Origin of the sequence: Klebsiella sp. H-Nf2 (assembly GCF_002806645.1) — a bacterium.
Taxonomy (GTDB): Bacteria; Pseudomonadota; Gammaproteobacteria; order Enterobacterales; family Enterobacteriaceae; genus Klebsiella; species Klebsiella variicola.
The window spans coordinates 16,752-32,748 of sequence record NZ_PIBL01000011.1; the positions used below are offsets into that span (position 1 = coordinate 16,752).

At 57.8% G+C, this 15,997-nt stretch carries 11 protein-coding genes and 2 pseudogenes; 6 read left to right on the plus strand and 7 right to left on the minus strand.

What is annotated here, in order from left to right; all coding sequences use genetic code 11:
- Positions 1-38 precede the first annotated feature (38 nt).
- Positions 39-1,478 (minus strand): capsule assembly Wzi family protein, encoded by a 1,440-nt coding sequence (locus CWM58_RS21545; protein ID WP_100681744.1) that lies wholly within the window; start codon positions 1,476-1,478, stop codon positions 39-41.
- Between the two features lie 330 nt (positions 1,479-1,808).
- Here CWM58_RS21545 and CWM58_RS29345 point away from each other — a divergent pair.
- Positions 1,809-1,892 (plus strand): annotated as a pseudogene (locus CWM58_RS29345) (hypothetical protein); the annotation flags it as partial.
- A gap of 545 nt (positions 1,893-2,437) precedes the next feature.
- Here CWM58_RS29345 and CWM58_RS21550 read toward each other — a convergent pair.
- Positions 2,438-3,067 (minus strand): phosphatase PAP2 family protein, encoded by a 630-nt coding sequence (locus CWM58_RS21550; RefSeq protein WP_100681745.1) that lies wholly within the window; start codon positions 3,065-3,067, stop codon positions 2,438-2,440.
- A 315-nt stretch (positions 3,068-3,382) separates the two neighbouring features.
- A pseudogene (galF, locus tag CWM58_RS21555) lies at positions 3,383-4,357 on the minus strand (GalU regulator GalF).
- A 770-nt stretch (positions 4,358-5,127) separates the two neighbouring features.
- Between galF and CWM58_RS21565 the strand changes: the two are divergent.
- Positions 5,128-6,711 carry a TerC family protein gene (locus CWM58_RS21565; RefSeq protein ID WP_100681747.1) on the plus strand — a complete coding sequence of 528 codons (1,584 nt, stop codon included), beginning with the start codon at positions 5,128-5,130 and terminating at the stop codon, positions 6,709-6,711.
- A 401-nt stretch (positions 6,712-7,112) separates the two neighbouring features.
- Here the strand turns inward: CWM58_RS21565 and asmA are convergent, their stop codons facing one another.
- The 4 genes from asmA to alkA form a co-directional block, all read right to left on the minus strand.
- Complete coding sequence (asmA, locus tag CWM58_RS21570) at positions 7,113-8,960, minus strand: outer membrane assembly protein AsmA (protein ID WP_100681748.1); 1,848 nt, start codon at positions 8,958-8,960, stop codon at positions 7,113-7,115.
- 30 nt (positions 8,961-8,990) lie between these two features.
- Complete coding sequence (gene dcd / locus CWM58_RS21575) at positions 8,991-9,572, minus strand: dCTP deaminase (RefSeq protein ID WP_004151145.1); 582 nt, start codon at positions 9,570-9,572, stop codon at positions 8,991-8,993.
- Positions 9,573-9,662: 90 nt separating this feature from the next.
- Entirely contained in the window at positions 9,663-10,304 is a 642-nt protein-coding gene (udk, locus tag CWM58_RS21580) for a uridine kinase (RefSeq protein WP_002912442.1), read from the minus strand.
- A 114-nt stretch (positions 10,305-10,418) separates the two neighbouring features.
- Positions 10,419-11,267, minus strand: coding sequence for a DNA-3-methyladenine glycosylase 2 (gene alkA / locus CWM58_RS21585; RefSeq protein ID WP_100681749.1), 849 nt, complete (start codon positions 11,265-11,267; stop codon positions 10,419-10,421).
- Positions 11,268-11,404: 137 nt separating this feature from the next.
- Here alkA and yegD point away from each other — a divergent pair, with 137 nt between their 5' ends.
- The 4 genes from yegD (at position 11,405) to CWM58_RS28830 (ending at position 15,997) form a co-directional block, all read left to right on the plus strand.
- Positions 11,405-12,757, plus strand: coding sequence for a molecular chaperone (gene yegD, locus CWM58_RS21590; protein WP_023322982.1), 1,353 nt, complete (start codon positions 11,405-11,407; stop codon positions 12,755-12,757).
- A gap of 289 nt (positions 12,758-13,046) precedes the next feature.
- Complete coding sequence (locus tag CWM58_RS21595; protein ID WP_100681810.1) at positions 13,047-14,903, plus strand: sensor histidine kinase; 1,857 nt, start codon at positions 13,047-13,049, stop codon at positions 14,901-14,903.
- A gap of 14 nt (positions 14,904-14,917) precedes the next feature.
- A complete protein-coding gene (locus CWM58_RS21600) occupies positions 14,918-15,619 on the plus strand; it encodes a response regulator transcription factor (RefSeq protein ID WP_100681750.1) in 702 nt (233 codons plus the stop codon).
- A 237-nt stretch (positions 15,620-15,856) separates the two neighbouring features.
- Positions 15,857-15,997, plus strand: a complete 141-nt coding sequence (locus CWM58_RS28830) for a small membrane protein (protein ID WP_046621842.1) — start codon at positions 15,857-15,859, stop codon at positions 15,995-15,997.

Sequence of the window (15,997 nt, forward strand, 5' to 3'; positions counted from 1 at the left end):
CGCTACCACCCTCTCTCCCCTGTTTTCAGCATTCAGCCTTATAAACTAAACGGTATTTCTATCCCTGCGCTGGCCCCAACGTCATCGCTATCGCTGTTGTTAGCGTTGGTGTACCACAACGAGGTATTCAGACGAACTGACTGGTAAACATCCCCGCTCCAGCCCAGCTGTACACCTTTAAGTGTGTCTGAATGAGGGAATGCTTTATTAATTGATTGATCTTTTGGGTTCACCTTGGCGTACACCAGACGCGTGCTCCAGCGCTGATTATCCTCTGTAATCAACTCCACCTTACCAGCGAGCAACTGACCATCCCCACCCATTGCATCACCAAGAGGGTAGCCCTGCTGATAGTAACCATCCGTATAAATATGGTGAGTGTAACTGTAACCAACGCTATTCATATTGGTCCGCGTGTCGTGCGCTTCAATATACCAGTTCACCGCGTCCTTACCCCAGCCGTGGTGCCCTTCCACCCCACCTAGGAACATGTTGGCCGAGGGCAGATAGCCGGACTCATCCTCGCCAATCATCTGCCCGTAGAAGCTCACCGGCCAGCCAAGGGTCGGTTCCAGTTTGAACTTAAAGTCAAAACCGGCCAGTTGGTTGCCCGGTTCATTGGGATCATTCGCGGCGGTGTTATCTTTGCCTGTTAAACCATCCCAGAAGTTGCTGAGTGATTCAGGACGCCCTTCCCCGCCCCACTGCATAATGCGCGATGCGCCTAGTTCAAGTGACTGGAAAGGAGAGAAGGTAAAGCGGCCACCAATAATTTTGGCATGCGGCACAGCGGTGTACTGATTCATCTGGCTGGCAGAGATCTGGTACTGCCATGGTCCCACCCAGCGCAGCCACCAGGTTTCCGGCGCCGCCTGCTCGGCTCGCTGCAACAGAAAGCCGGTCATCGGCCGCATCGCATCTCCGCGGATCAGGCTCCCTTCATATCCAGGCCCCCACCACTGCGGAACCTGACCAAAAGAGAGCCACTGGTTCCAGAACTTCACCGCGCCGTAGGCGCCGTTGGCATTGAAGCGCGAACCGTTGCTGATCCGCTCTCCCCCCTCAACGTTGCCCTGGAGGTGGACATCCCACCACTCGCCGCTGTTGTTGAACGCCAGGCCTAAGGAGTTATCTGCCGGCTGCGTCTGACCAAACCCCTGCGGAGTGCCCGGCTGGTCGGTTGAGGTGTAGCCGGTGACCCGAAAATCGGCTTTTAACGCTGACAGTCGCTGATTGATACGGGCCAGCACCACTTGCTCAGAAGAATAGGACGGTTTAGCTTTTTTTAACGCCCGGGTGATCTCTTCCTGGCTCAGCGGCCAGGTTGACAAGCTCAGATGGATAACCCCGCGATCGGAAAGCCAGGCAAGGTCGTTTCGCAGATCGTTATCATTTACTACTAACCCGGCCGCGTAAGCCTGGGCTCCCAGTGAGGAAAGCAAGCCCAATGTCACGGCAATGCGCGCAATTTTTATCATTGTACAAGATCCATTTTCAGCCCCGCTGTCGTATCTCAATGAGAATGAGGGGAATACCAAGATAGAAAGCGCTCGCGGCACCAGCTGACTTCACTGTGCAACACCGGCGAGGCAAGTACAGTTACCCTAAGCTGCTCGTAACCCTTATCACATCCACCCAGCTCACAATGTAGGCGAATTTTACCGTACAGGCTATCGATGAGACGGGAAAGTTGGTGTACGGGTGATATCAGCAGCCGCTCCTGACCCCTTTATGAGGATATCTGATGAGCATCATAGATATCTTATGGCGTTAATCACCCACAGTGCATCGATTTTTATAGACGTTCAGAGAAGGTATTTTGTGCAGCAACAGGTGGTTTTAGCGACGCTACCGCCCCTGGCTTAACAGCTACCAGCGCACTGACTACCTGAACGGCGTAATTAATCGGCCTGCGGGTGATAAATTGGTCAGGCCTTTATTTTTTGCGGCGTTAAGTCTACGGGATTTCGGTCACAATTGGGAGTCTTGCTGCCGAATATCTGCCAATTAATCCCATCCGCTGTTTTATTGGCGAAAAATAAGCGGCTCGCCAATGAAGATTATTTATTGTTCTCAACTATCGAACATCTGCCTGGCGCTGCCACACCAGCACAGATACAGCTAACCATTTGAAAAAACTAAAATTTCTCGCGACACTGACGTCATTCTAAAATCAGATGATGACGCCATAGTCAACTACAATTTCTAATAGTTTCTCGTTGCTGGGTTATTCATCCAAGGTGGAACAGGTGCTTTCTGAACGCATTTAAGAAACGTCTGACCACGGCTATATCCAGGAAAATTGACAATAACAATGTAGTAGCACTGCGTTATTTCATAAATATGAATTATCAATTACCTGGCATATAGTAGATTATTTTCTTATTTGTCTAATTAACCGGCGAAAACTTAATTTCCCCTGTAAAACAAATGGCAATTACCAGGCCTGCTTATGCAGATCAGTTCGAGTAAAGGGTTTATCCAACGGCCCCACCGCGGTGGCGATTTGCCCCAGCAGGGACTGAGTCGGCGCTTTATTGCCGCTATGCAACAGGATAAGAGGAACCATCACCAGGCACGCGACGCCGCCCCACGAAATACTCACGTTTTCCGAATGGGTGGTACGTTTTTGCAGCAGCAGGAACAAAGCGCTGCCAGCAGCACCGAGCAGCAGGCCAGCGATCACTTCCGAGACGGAATGCGCATGGATGGCCAGCCGTGAATAACCCACCACTGCGGCCAGAATATAGCCGGTGGCGACGGCTGCTTTTTGCAGCCCCGCAGAGAAACGGGTACTGAGCAGCCATAAGAAGATAGGCCAGAAGGCTGCGGAGAGCGCTGAATGGCCGCTGAAGCCGGTGTAATCCAGCTCGCGAATGCCCAGGCCCCAGCCCATAAAGGCCAGTTTGGAGGCGCAGACAATGGCGCCAGTGATGCCGAACAGCAAACTCCACTGCCACGCCAACAACCGCGACGTTTTACGCAGTATCAGGACAATAAACAACGCCGCTGCGCTGGGCAGCAAAACGGTGCTATCGCCAAAAAATGAGATGAGTTGCCAGTTCATATACCTGTGATCCTTCGATGATGTCCACTGCCGTGCTCAGGGATTATCCGTAATGTCTGTACCAGCTCGCATGCCAATTCATTTCACATTTTTATGCATGCAAGTGAGATGTTTAAAGCGGAAACATGATCGCAGTCAAGTTTTATTTTCTGCTGACGTTGACCGCTTTCCCTGCGCTTTAAGAATTGTCGCACTAAGTGACTATTCACAAAGCATTATTGCCGCTACTCCGACCATTGCACCACAGAGACCAGAGACAAACTACCAGAAGTCTCCGAAGCCATACGTTTCTTTACAACCGTTATAACATTCACGTTATGAATAATTTCTGCATAACGTTATGAGCGGCATGGCGAAATCCCCCTGCCCTGCCGCTCACCCTTATGCCGGCACTCAGGCCAGTAGTTTTTTAATGCTTTCGCGGAATTTGGTACCTTCTTTCAGGTTACGCATTCCGTAGGTAACGAAGGCCTGCATGTAGCCCATTTTCTTACCGCAGTCATAGCTTTCGCCGGTCATCAGCACCGCGTCAACGGACTGCTTCTTCGCCAGCTCGGCAATGGCGTCGGTTAGCTGGATACGGCCCCAGGCGCCTGGCTCGGTACGCTCCAGTTCGGCCCAGATATCTGCCGACAGCACGTAGCGGCCCACCGCCATCAGGTCAGAGTCCAGGGTCTGCGGTTCGTCCGGTTTTTCAATAAACTCGACGATACGCGCCACCTGCCCTTCGGCCACCATCGGCTCTTTGGTCTGGATCACGGAGTATTCGGAGAGGTCCCCCGGCATGCGTTTCGCCAGCACCTGGCTGCGGCCGGTCTCGTTAAAGCGGGCGACCATGGCAGCGAGGTTATAGCGCAGCGGGTCCGCAGTGCCGCCGTCGAGAATGATATCCGGCAGCACTACGACAAACGGGTTGTCCCCGACTACCGGGCGGGCGCAGAGAATGGAGTGGCCCAGACCCAGCGGCTGTGCCTGACGCACGTTCATGATGGTTACGCCCGGCGGGCAAATGGCCTGGACTTCCGCCAGCAGCTGGCGCTTCACACGCTGCTCAAGCAGGGCTTCCAGCTCGTAGGAGGTATCAAAGTGGTTTTCCACCGCATTCTTCGAGGAGTGCGTCACCAGGACAATCTCTTTGATCCCGGCGGCGACGATTTCGTCAACAATGTACTGAATCATTGGCTTATCAACGATCGGCAGCATCTCCTTAGGAATTGCCTTTGTGGCCGGCAGCATATGCATGCCTAGTCCTGCGACCGGAATAACCGCTTTCAAATTCGCCATATTCATCTTCACCTGTTTGGTTGCAAAACACGCAGCTTTGCAAAATTGTACATGTCACAAATCCATTGGAACTGATAATACACGGATACTGCCCGGGCATCTGCCCGCCAAATTCTTAAATTCACTGTCACCTAAAAGAATACACACAACTTTCTTTTATCAACAGGTCGAAGTGAGAATAATCTTATTCTCCATCAGGTTATTCAGCGGCCCGCTTCCCTGCACAGCGCGATGTCGCCGCGAGGCCCGTACATCGCGGCCTTTGGCACGCAGCCCCTGCCAGCTGCTGGCTGCGGCGTTCATATGTCCGGAAAGAATAGATATAGATAATTAATTTCTCCAGGCAATATATTTCAGCATAAACAGCCAGATATGGCAGGATAATAACCGTAAACCACAGTAGGGAACTGCGATCGGCGCTATTCTGCACTCACTTCATGATATGAATTATGCCGATTTTGTGAGCGGGCTTCGCACTTCACGCGGCGATGAGGAAGGGTGCCTACCGTGGAGAACGATGGGACTGCCCTCGTTTTTGCGCCGGGTAAAACGCAGCGGGTTATGGTTCTGATATCAGCAAGCTTATTCCAGCGCGTTCCGCCATATTGTTATTTTTCCGCTGATCTTTTCTGGAACATAATTCTTATCTGTTCACCTAATTTGCTGGAAATATATCCACCTCCGGCGGAGTGATATCCGCGTCGTTATTGCATTTTAGACTCATCTTATCCATGATCGTGGTAACACATACCGCAGTCGTACAGGTTTTAATACATATGGAATGGATTGCCGATCCGTCAATCTGGGCAGGTCTCGTCACGCTGGTGGTTATCGAACTGGTGTTGGGTATCGATAACCTGGTTTTTATCGCTATCCTCGCCGAAAAGCTGCCGCCCGCCCAGCGCGACCGCGCCCGTATCACCGGTCTGCTGCTGGCGATGGTGATGCGTCTGCTGCTACTGGCCTCTATCTCCTGGCTGGTGACCCTGACCAAACCGCTGATTGTTTTTCACGACTTCAGCTTCAGCGCCCGCGATTTAATTATGCTGTTCGGCGGCTTATTCCTGCTGTTTAAAGCCACCGTCGAACTCAACGAACGGCTGGAGGGGAAGGACAGCGATAATCCCACCCAGCGCAGAGGGGCGAAATTCTGGGCCGTGGTGGCGCAGATCGTGGTGCTCGACGCCATCTTCTCCCTCGACTCGGTGATCACCGCCGTCGGCATGGTCGATCACCTGGCGGTGATGATGGCCGCGGTGATCATCGCCATCAGCCTGATGCTGATGGCCAGCAAGGCCCTGACGCGCTTCGTTAACAGCCACCCAACCATCGTCATCCTCTGTCTGAGCTTCCTGCTGATGATCGGCTTCAGCCTGATTGCTGAAGGCTTCAGCTTTATTATCCCGAAAGGCTATCTGTACGCGGCAATTGGCTTCTCGGTCATGATTGAAGCCCTTAACCAGCTGGCGCTGTTTAACCGCCGTCGCTTCCTGTCGGCCAATCTGACGCTGCGTCAGCGCACCACCGAGGCGGTGATGAACCTGCTAAGCGGTCAGAAGGAAAAAGCTGAACTGGATGCTGACACGGCGTCGCTGGTCGCCGATCAGGACCATCATCCGCTGTTTAACCCGCAGGAACGGTTGATGATTGAGCGGGTGCTGAACCTTAATCAGCGCAGCGTCAGCAGTATTATGACGTCACGCCATGATATCGAGCGCATCAACCTCAGCGCGCCGGAGGAAGAGATCCGCAGCCTGGTGGAGAAAAATCAGCACACCCGGCTGGTGGTGACCGGCGGGAAAGATAATGAAGACCTGCTGGGAGTGGTTCACGTTATTGACCTGCTCCAGCAGTCCCTGCGCCAGGAGCCGCTGGATCTGCAGGTGCTGGTGCGGCAGCCGTTGGTCTTTCCGGAGGGGTTACCGCTCCTCTCCGCGCTTGAGCAGTTCCGTCAGGCCCGCACCCACTTCGCCTTTGTGGTCGATGAGTTCGGTTCCGTCGAGGGGATTGTGACCCTGAGCGACGTGATGGAAACCATCGCCGGTAATCTGCCCAACGAGGTGGAGGAGATCGACGCCCGGCACGATATTCAGCATCTTCAGGACGGTTCGTGGACGGTTAACGGCCATATGCCGCTGGAGGACCTGGTGCAGTACGTTCCGCTGCCGCTGGATGATAAACGGGAGTACCACACCGTTGCCGGTCTGCTGATGGAGTATCTGCAGCATGTGCCGCAGGTGGGAGAAACCATTGAGATTGATGGCTATACCCTGCGCACGCTGCAGGTCGACAGCCATCGGGTGCAGAAGGTGCAGATCGTCCCGCCGGTAAAACAGGATGAGCTGGATTATGAGGTGTAATCGGCAGGCATAAAACTGGCCCGGGGTATCTCGGGCGGTGGGACGGATAATCAAACCCATGCCTGATGGCGCTGCGCTTATCAGGCCTACATGGATGGCAATGCAGACCGGGGTATTACCCCCACCGCGCAACCCAGGCCGGGTCAGGCGCAGCCGCCACCCGGCGTCAACGGGGCTCCACACTTTGACGACATTCTCTCATCACGGGGAATTGATGCTCTACAGCAGCCACACTGCCTGATGGCGCTGCGCTTATCAGGCCTACATGGATAGCGACTCAAGCCGATGATATTGCACAAAACGTAGGCCGGGTCAGGCGTAGCCGCCACCCGGCATCAACGTGGCACACCCTTTGACGACAATCTCACAGCCCGGAAGCCCCGGGCTGCTGGCGTGGACGATTACAGCTTATCGAGCAGCTTTTTGGCGTCTTTGCTCTCTTTGCTGCCTTTATTACGTTCGACCCAGTCGTTGAGGCGCTGCTTCGCTTCATCCTGTAGCTGTTTCCGCAGGATCTGATCGACCTGCAGGCTGTAGCTCAGCGACTGCCAGTCGCCGTAGATGCGCAGCGGGATGGCGGTCTGTTTCAGGCGGTCGATAAGTTTGCCCTCCCCTTTCCAGCCGCCGAGCACGCGCACGTTAAAGCGCATATCGCAGTTCTCTTTCTTCAGATCAAGCTGACCTTCGCCGGTCATCGCCATCATGTCGGACTGCCCCTGCAGGCGGTTCAGCGTCACCACCCCGTTATCCAGCGTCAGCTGGCTGCTCACGGAATCCAGGCGGGTGGCATTGTCATAATTCTCCTGCGCCCGCACGTTGGTGCTGCGCTCCACGGCCTGCTGCACCAGCTGCTGGAAGTTCAGCCCCTCGGTACGAGTATCGGCCATCTGGAGCTGGGCCTGTCCCTGCCAGTGACGACGGAAATCATCCGCGTCAATGCGCGTTCCGGAAAACTCGCCGGTCAGCGACAGCTTGCCAGTCAGGTTTAATGAATAGTTAAAGGCTTTGATCAGCGAACCGATCTCCACATTCTGCAGCGCCGGCTGGAACGTCGCCTGCGGTGTGTCGCCACGGGCATCGAGGGTACCGGGGAGGGAAAGCTGCCCGCCGTCGAGGTTACCCTGCATTTTGCTGACCGTCAGCAGCCCCTGCTGGTTGCTGATTTCGCTCTGCACCTGGGTGAAGTTTAAACCCCGCCATTGCAGCTGGTCGGCGCTCAGGGCCATCCGGCCGTTAAAGCCGCGCAGGCTCTGGTAATCTTCGCGCTCATCGCTGTCGGCGATCACCGGGCGCAGCGGTCGCGTCTGGCTCTGGCCCTGCTGGCTGGCGCTGCTGTCGGTCGCTGGCGAGGAGGGCGCCAGCAGGCTGTCGAGATTCAGGGTGGTCGCGTGGAGATCCAGCGACCAGTCCGGGCGATCCCCCAGCACCACGCTGCCGTTGCCGGTAAGGGTGCTGCCGCTGGCCATCAGATTCAGGTTGTCAAAGCGCAGGGTTTTGCCATCTTCCTGCCAGCTGGCCTGCAGACTGCCCTGGCCATTAATACCATCAGGAGGCAGCTCGGCGCCGCGCAGCTGCCAGCTTAGCTGGCTAAAGTCGGCTTTTAAGGAGTGGGGATAGTCGCCGCCCTGCACGGTAGCGGAGAAGTTGAGTGCCAGGTCGCGCTGGTCGCGGTTGATCCGGCCGGAGAAGTCGACGGTGGCCCGGTGATTCTCATCCTGCTCCATTTGCAGGCGGATATCACGCACGGTCACCTGCTCGCCGTTCTCATGCTGGAAGAAGAGCACGCTGTCGGCCACCTGCAGCTGGCGCACGTCGTAGGACCATCCGCGGTCCTCCGGAGCCTGCGGCAGGGTGTTGTCATGAGGTACCACCGGCGCAGCGCTATCGCGAACCGCCTCGGTTTTCGGGGTCAGCTGGATCACCGCGCCCTTAAGCATCACCTGCTTCACCTGCAGCTGGTGCGAGAGCAGCGGCAGCAGCGCCACGTCGAGGCGCATGTTGTCGGCGCGGATCACCGGCTCTTCGGCGCCCCGGGCGGTCAGCGTCATGCGTCCGCTGAGAATGCTGAGCTGCGGCCAGACGTGCCAGCGCAGCGGGCCATCGAGTTCAAGCTGATAACCGCTGCGCTCTGCCACCTCATGCACCATATAGGCGCGAAAATCGTTGGGATTGACCAGCAATACCAACGAGGTAAGCCCGGCGACAATGACCGCCAGCAGGATCATCAGCGTTGTCAGTATTCGTCTCATGGCACCCTCAGCAACACCCCGTTGACGTTATCAATCCTTGTCGATTCTGCTCGCCACCGCGCCCTGCTGGTCGCGATATTTGGCGTCTTCACGGCGGTTATACGGCCGGGCCGCCGGGCCCGATAATGGCTCAAAGCTCAGCGCGCCGATAGGCATGCCCGGACGCAGCGCCAGCGGCAGTTTGCCGGAGTTGTAGAACTCAAGCACGATGCAGCCGGACCAGCCCGGGTCGATGCGGTGCGCGGTAACGTGCACCATCAGCCCCAGCCGCGCCAGTGAGGAGCGTCCGTCCAGCCAGCCCACCAGATCGGCTGGCAGAGTGACTGATTCATAGGTCACCGCCAGCGCCAGTTCGCCCGGATGCAGGAAAAAGGCCTCCCCTTCCGGCAGGACAATCTCTTCGCTCATCACGCGGTCCAGCGCGGCGCTGACCTCGGCCTTCGGTCCGCTTAAATCGATAAACGGCGCCGTGTGGCCGCGGAAGGTGCGGAATTTATTACCCAGCCGTACATCAACCGTCGCGCCATTAATACGCTCAACGGGTGGGCGCGGATTGATGGCGAGTCGCCCTTCATCCAACCAGGCTTCGATATCTCGGTCACACAGACGCATGGGCTTTCTCCTTATAAGGCTGCTTCCCGCACGCTTCGCGGCGGACAGGGCAACAGGGCTACTCTTTGCACGTTACACAATTCGGCCAGGTTATTCAAAGAACTGACTGATTTTGGCCTTCAGAATATCAATCGCGATGCGGTTTTTGCCGCCGCGCGGCACGATGATGTCGGCATACTGCTTCGACGGTTCAATAAACTGCAGGAACATCGGGCGCACGGTCTTCTGGTACTGGGCCATCACCGAGTCCATAGAACGGCCGCGCTCGTTAACGTCGCGCTTAATACGGCGCATCAGGCAAATATCGAGCGGGGTGTCGACGAAAATAGAGAAGTTAAGCTCGTTACGCAGGCGCGCGTCGGTCAGCAGCAGGATCCCTTCAAGAATGATCACCTTCTTCGGCTCGACGTGAATGGTGTTCGGCGTGCGGGTATGCTCGACGTAGCTATAGACCGGCAGTTCAATCGGCTGGCCGCTTTTCAGCATCTGCAGGTGCTGGAACAACAGACTGTGGTCCATTGAGCTCGGGTGGTCATAGTTGGTTTTGACGCGCTCTTCCATCGACAGATGACTTTGATCTTTGTAATAGCTGTCTTCCGGAATGACGCCAATATGTTCGTCGCCAACTTGTTCACGCAATTCGCGATAGAGAGTACTGGCAATAAGACTTTTGCCAGAAGCCGATGCGCCGGCGATACCTACAATGACGCACTGATGGGACATATCAGTCATAAATTTTTGCGACCTGATTAACCTGGATAGAGATGGAGGGTGGCGGCGGACCGCCAAACGCGGCAATTATAGGGATTTCAGCGTCCCGATACCAGTGGTATGCGCCCCGGACGGCTATTCCGCCGCCGGGATCCAGTCATCGGTATACCAGATATGCAACAGCGCATACGATCGCATCGGCTGCCAGCGACGGGCATAGCGGGCGATGGCGGCCGGGGTCATTCCCGGAAAGCGCTGTTTAATCAGGTAATCATCCGGCAAAAAGATATCTTTCGCCTGCCAGCCGCGCAGAGCAAAGTAGTTTGCCGTCCAGCGGCCAATGCCGGGCAGGCTCTGCAGTTGACGCAGCCCGGCGTCGATGTCCGCTGGCGCCGTCAGGGGCAGCTCGCCGCTGAGTGCCTCCCGGGCGAGGTGGATCAGCGCCTCCGCGCGCCGAAGCGGCATTCCCAGCGCCTTCAGCGCCTGCGGGTCGGCCCGGGACAGCGCCTCTGGCGTCGGGAATAACACATAGCCGGGCGCGTCCGCCAGCGGTTCGCCCCAGCCAGCCGCCACTTTGGCGGTGAGCCGGGCGGCCATCGCCACGCTCACCAGCTGGCCCAGCACCGCACGCACCGCCTGTTCGAAGGCATCCAGCGCCCCCGGCAGGCGCAGCCCCGGCCGCGCCTGGGCCAGAGAACCCAACGCCCCGGCGACCTGCCGCGGGTCACAGGCTAAATCAAACAGCTGGCCAATTCGCGCATAGCAGATCTCCGCCACCGGTTGCAGCCCCGGGGAGAGGGTCACCCGCAGGGCCTGCGCCTCTTCGTCCGGCGCCAGATGAATCAGCCCGCGATGCCCTTCAACGCCAAAGCTGCGACTATAGCCTCCTTCATCAAAGCGCTCGACGCCGGCGACGGCACGCGCCTGCAGAAAACCAACCATCCACGCCCAGTCATAAGGCGGGGTCCAGGGTAACAGCTCCATAAGCTCTCCTTTATATAGCGTTTCAATGATAGTCGCCCTTGACCGTCAGCGCCTTGCTTTTAAATTCCAGTTGTCGCCATGCCGACGATCCGCTAAAGTCGCCCCCCTTCTTCACCGGCATGGGGATTTTGCAGACGATGTTTATTGGTTTTGACTACGGCACCGCCAACTGTTCGGTGGCCGTGATGCGGGAAAACACCCCTCAGCTGTTGACGCTGGAAAACGGTAGCGCGCTGCTGCCCTCGATGCTCTGCGCGCCAACGCGCGAAGCGGTCAGCGAGTGGCTCTATCGCCATCATGACGTCCCCACCCACAGCGATGAAAACCAGGCGCTGCTGCGCCGGGCCATTGCCGCCAACCGCGACGAAGACATCGAGGTGCTGCGCAACAGCGTGCAGTTCGGTCTCGCCTCGCTGCATCAGTATGTTGAAGATCCGGAAGAGGTCTACTTCGTTAAATCGCCAAAATCCTTCCTCGGCGCCAGCGGGCTGAAGCCGCAGCAGGTGGCCCTGTTTGAAGACCTGGTCTGCGCCATGATGCTGCACATCAAACTGCAGGCTGAGAGCCAGCTGCCCGAGCAGATCGATCAGGCGGTGATTGGCCGACCGATTAACTTCCAGGGCCTCGGCGGCGATGACGCGAACGCCCAGGCGCAGGGCATCCTTGAGCGGGCGGCTCTCCGCGCCGGTTTCCGCGATGTGGTCTTCCAGTTTGAACCGGTTGCCGCCGGGCTCGATTTCGAAGCCACTCTCAATGAAGAAAAACGGGTGCTGGTCGTCGATATCGGCGGTGGGACCACCGACTGTTCCTTGCTATTGATGGGCCCGCAGTGGCGGGAGCGCGCCGACCGCCAGCAGAGCCTGCTCGGCCACAGCGGCTGCCGCATCGGCGGTAACGACCTCGACATTGCCCTGGCCTTCAAATGCCTGATGCCCCTCCTCGGCATGGGCGGCGAAACGGAGAAAGGCACCGCGCTGCCGATCCTCCCGTGGTGGAACGCGGTGGCCATCAACGACGTGCCAGCGCAGAGCGATTTCTACAGCACCGCCAACGGCCGTCTGCTTAACGATCTGCTGCGCAGCGCCCGGGATGCCGACAAGGTGGCTCTGCTGCTGAAGGTCTGGCGCCAGCGTCTCAGCTATCGTCTGGTGCGCAGCGCCGAAGAGAGCAAAATCGCCCTCTCCAGCGCCGCCAGCGTCGAAACCGCGCTGCCGTTTATTCAGGACGAGCTGGCCACCGCCATCGCCCAGCAGGGTCTGGAAGCCGCGCTGGATCAACCGTTGACCCGCATTATGGAACAGGTGCAGCTCGCGCTCGATAGCAGCCAGACCACCCCGGACGTGATCTATCTTACCGGCGGCAGCGCCCGCTCGCCGCTGATCAAAAAGGCGCTGGCCGCCCAGCTGCCGGGTATTCCGCTGGCTGGTGGCGATGATTTTGGCTCGGTAACCGCCGGGCTGGCCCGCTGGGCGCAGGTGGTTTTCCGCTAACCCCCTCCTGGCGCTGCCACACAGCAGGTCTGTCCTGATCGTGGCGCTGCAGATTACGCTGGAATATTCCTGGTCTCCCACGCAAAATGGCCTGTTCGTCCGGACAGGCCTGTCCACTTTCCCCCCCTTCCGGGGGCGTATTATCCATACCGTAGCCAGATGTCTGCGGTCTGTATCGTTGGCATGCCGCAAGGGGGCGTGATTGAAAAGGGTGTCTGCGATCTTCGCAGCGGTCCGGCGTTGCTGGCCGCAGTTCCTGGCAGGCTGGCTGGTCAGCAGTGGATTACTCTTGCTGCTGGCTGCCCCACAGGCGCAGGCAACAACGCGCCAGGTGGGCATTGATATTCCGGTCCAGTGGTACGCGGACGCCAGCGGTCAGATGACGGTCGATCGCTTCGCCGCCCTGCCCACGGACCAGCTCACCACCACCCGGCAGATCCCCTCCTTTGGTTATTCGCGAAAAACCTGGTGGCTGCGCAGCGAGCTGCCGGGAACGTGGTTTGCCGGGGAGCCGCGCTGGCTGCAGCTGGGCCCCTCTTTTGTCGACCATCTGACCATTTACTACCGGCCACTGGGCAGCGATGCCCCCTGGACACAGCGCACCTTTGGCGACCGCGACGTCGCCCGCGAGAGCGACCTGCACTACCGGGAAAGCGTGCTGATCCTCCCCCCGCCGCCGACCGCCGCCAGCTATGAGGTGGTCTTTCGCCTGCAGAGCACCAGCACCCTGATCCTGCTGGCCTCGCTCTCTTCGCCGCAGGAGTTTGTGCAGCGGGCGACCGCCGACACCGCTTTCTGGAGCTTCTATTTCGGCCTGGCCGCCGTCGCCAGCGGCGTGGCGCTGTGGCTGGCGCTGGCCCTGCGCCGGCGTCTGCTGTGGGGCATCTGTCTTTTCTCGCTCAATTATCCGCTGGTGGCCGCCCTGCACGGCTTCCCGGAGTGGTTTTTTGGCCACGCGGCGCTACCGTACCAGGACTTTATGATCAGCAGCCTCTCCCTGTTCAGCTATGCTACCGCCCTCTGGCTGCACAGCGAGATTTTTGATTTGAAGAAGAATATGCCGCGGCTTCATCAGCTACTGATCGCCGCGGTGGTGCTCAACCTGGTGCTGCAGGTCAGTATTCCGCTCGGATTTTACGGCTTCGCGATGCAGATTGAAGGGGTGATATTTATCATTATCACCCCGGTGCTGCTGTTCACTTCCTGGTGGCTGTGGCGCAAAAAAGCCATCGACCGTAACACCCTGCTGCTGGGTCTGCTGCCGCCGTTCTACGTCGCCGCCGCGGTGCTGGTGCAGTTGTCGATCCACGGGATTATCCCGTTCCATGTGGCGATCTATTCCCTCTGGCAGTATGCGCTGATCGTCCACATCATTACGGTGCTGATCATTGCCATCCTGCGGGTACGCGCTGAGAACCGGCAGCTGGAGCAGAAGCAGCGCCTGGCGCGTGAACTGCAGATTGAGCGTGAAGCCAGCTTCCACCAGCGGCAATTTATGGGCATGGTGGCGCACGAATTCCGCACGCCGCTGGCGGTGATCCAGGCGGCGCTGGAGAATCTCCGCCTCTCGGCGGCCTCGGCCAGCCAGGAGGCGCGCTTCGATCGCATCGGGCGCGCCGCCACCCGTCTGGTGCAGCTCACCGATAACTGCCTCGCCGACGCGCGTCTGGCCTCCCACGACCTGCACGTCGACCGCCAGCAGACCGCCCTGCTAACGGTGATCAACATGGCCGCCTCGGTGGTGGCCATCTCCCACGACCATTACCTGAACATTCGCCATTACGGCGCGGTGGAAAGCCCGCAGCTGCAGGCCGATGCCGGTCTGCTGTGCATCGCTATCGCCAATCTGCTGGATAACGCGGTGAAATATTCGCCCCCCGGCGAAATCGCCATCGATATCCGCTCCGATGCCGGGCACACCGAGTTGCGCATTCGCGACCACGGCCCGGGCCTGCCCGACGGGCAGGCAGAGCTGATCTTTGAGCGCTACCGTCGCGGCGAGCACACGTCGCCGGTGCCGGGCGGTACCGGTCTCGGTTTGTATGTTGCGCGTCAGATCGTGCAGGCTCATGATGGCAAACTGTGGCTGGCCGAGCATGGCCCGGACGGCTGCACCTTTATTCTTACCCTCCCCACGGTTGCTTAAGAGGAGAATGATCCATGGCTTTACGACTGGCAATAATTGAAGATAACCCCGATCTGCTGGATGAATTGCTGGCCTGGCTGGGCTATCGCGGCTTCGAGGTGTGGGGCACCCGAAGCGCTGAAGCCTTCTGGCGGCAACTGCACAGCCATCCGGTGGACATCGTGCTGATTGATATTGGCCTGCCCGGTGAAGATGGCTTCAGCGTGCTGAACTACCTGCATGAGCTGGGGAACTACGGCCTGGTGGTGGTCAGCGCCCGCGGCCAGCAGCAGGATAAACTGCAGGCGCTCAGCCTTGGGGCCGATGCATACCTGATTAAGCCGGTTAACTTCGCCCATCTTGCGGAGACCCTCACCGCCCTTGGCGCCCGCCTGCAACAGGATCGACCGGCTGTCCTCCAGCCGGAGCCAGTCAGCGCCTCGTCCTCCGCTACCACCGGCCTGTGGCGTTTGCATGAAGATAAACTGATCTCGCCCGACGCCCGGACGCTGGAGTTAACCCAGCAGGAGTACCGTCTGGTGGAGCTGTTGATGCGCAATCGCAACGAGGTGTGCAGTAAGCTGGACCTCCATGCCTGCCTGTTTTCCCACGAAAGTGAGCCTGACCTGCACCGCATCGACGTGGTGATTAGCCGCCTGCGCCATAAGGCGCGCCAGCAAGGGATCCACCTGCCCGTTCGTGCGATCTTTGGTAAGGGGCTGGCGTTTATTTCCTGATCGATGGCGCGCTCTCGCCGCTGCGCCGGATATGAATAACTCGCAAGTGTTAATTTTTCTCATTTTCTGAGAGAAATGAGAGGAATGAGACTGACGATGCGCTTAAGAACTTTCTTATAGTGCTAGCACATCAGGATGATGTCGTATGATTTTCAGTGGACAGGAAAACATATAACAAAACGTAATAGCCGTTCGCGGTAAATTCTGACAGCATACAGCACAGACAAGGTAAAAACGATGGCCATGCAAACGTGGTTAATTTTATTGCTATGCATTTTTTTCTTCAGTATCTCTGTATACAGTTTTATTTCCTATCTGAAAGACAGGAGACGGCAGAAGTTTACGTTTAACGATAAGCGTTCGACGCGTCGTAAATAA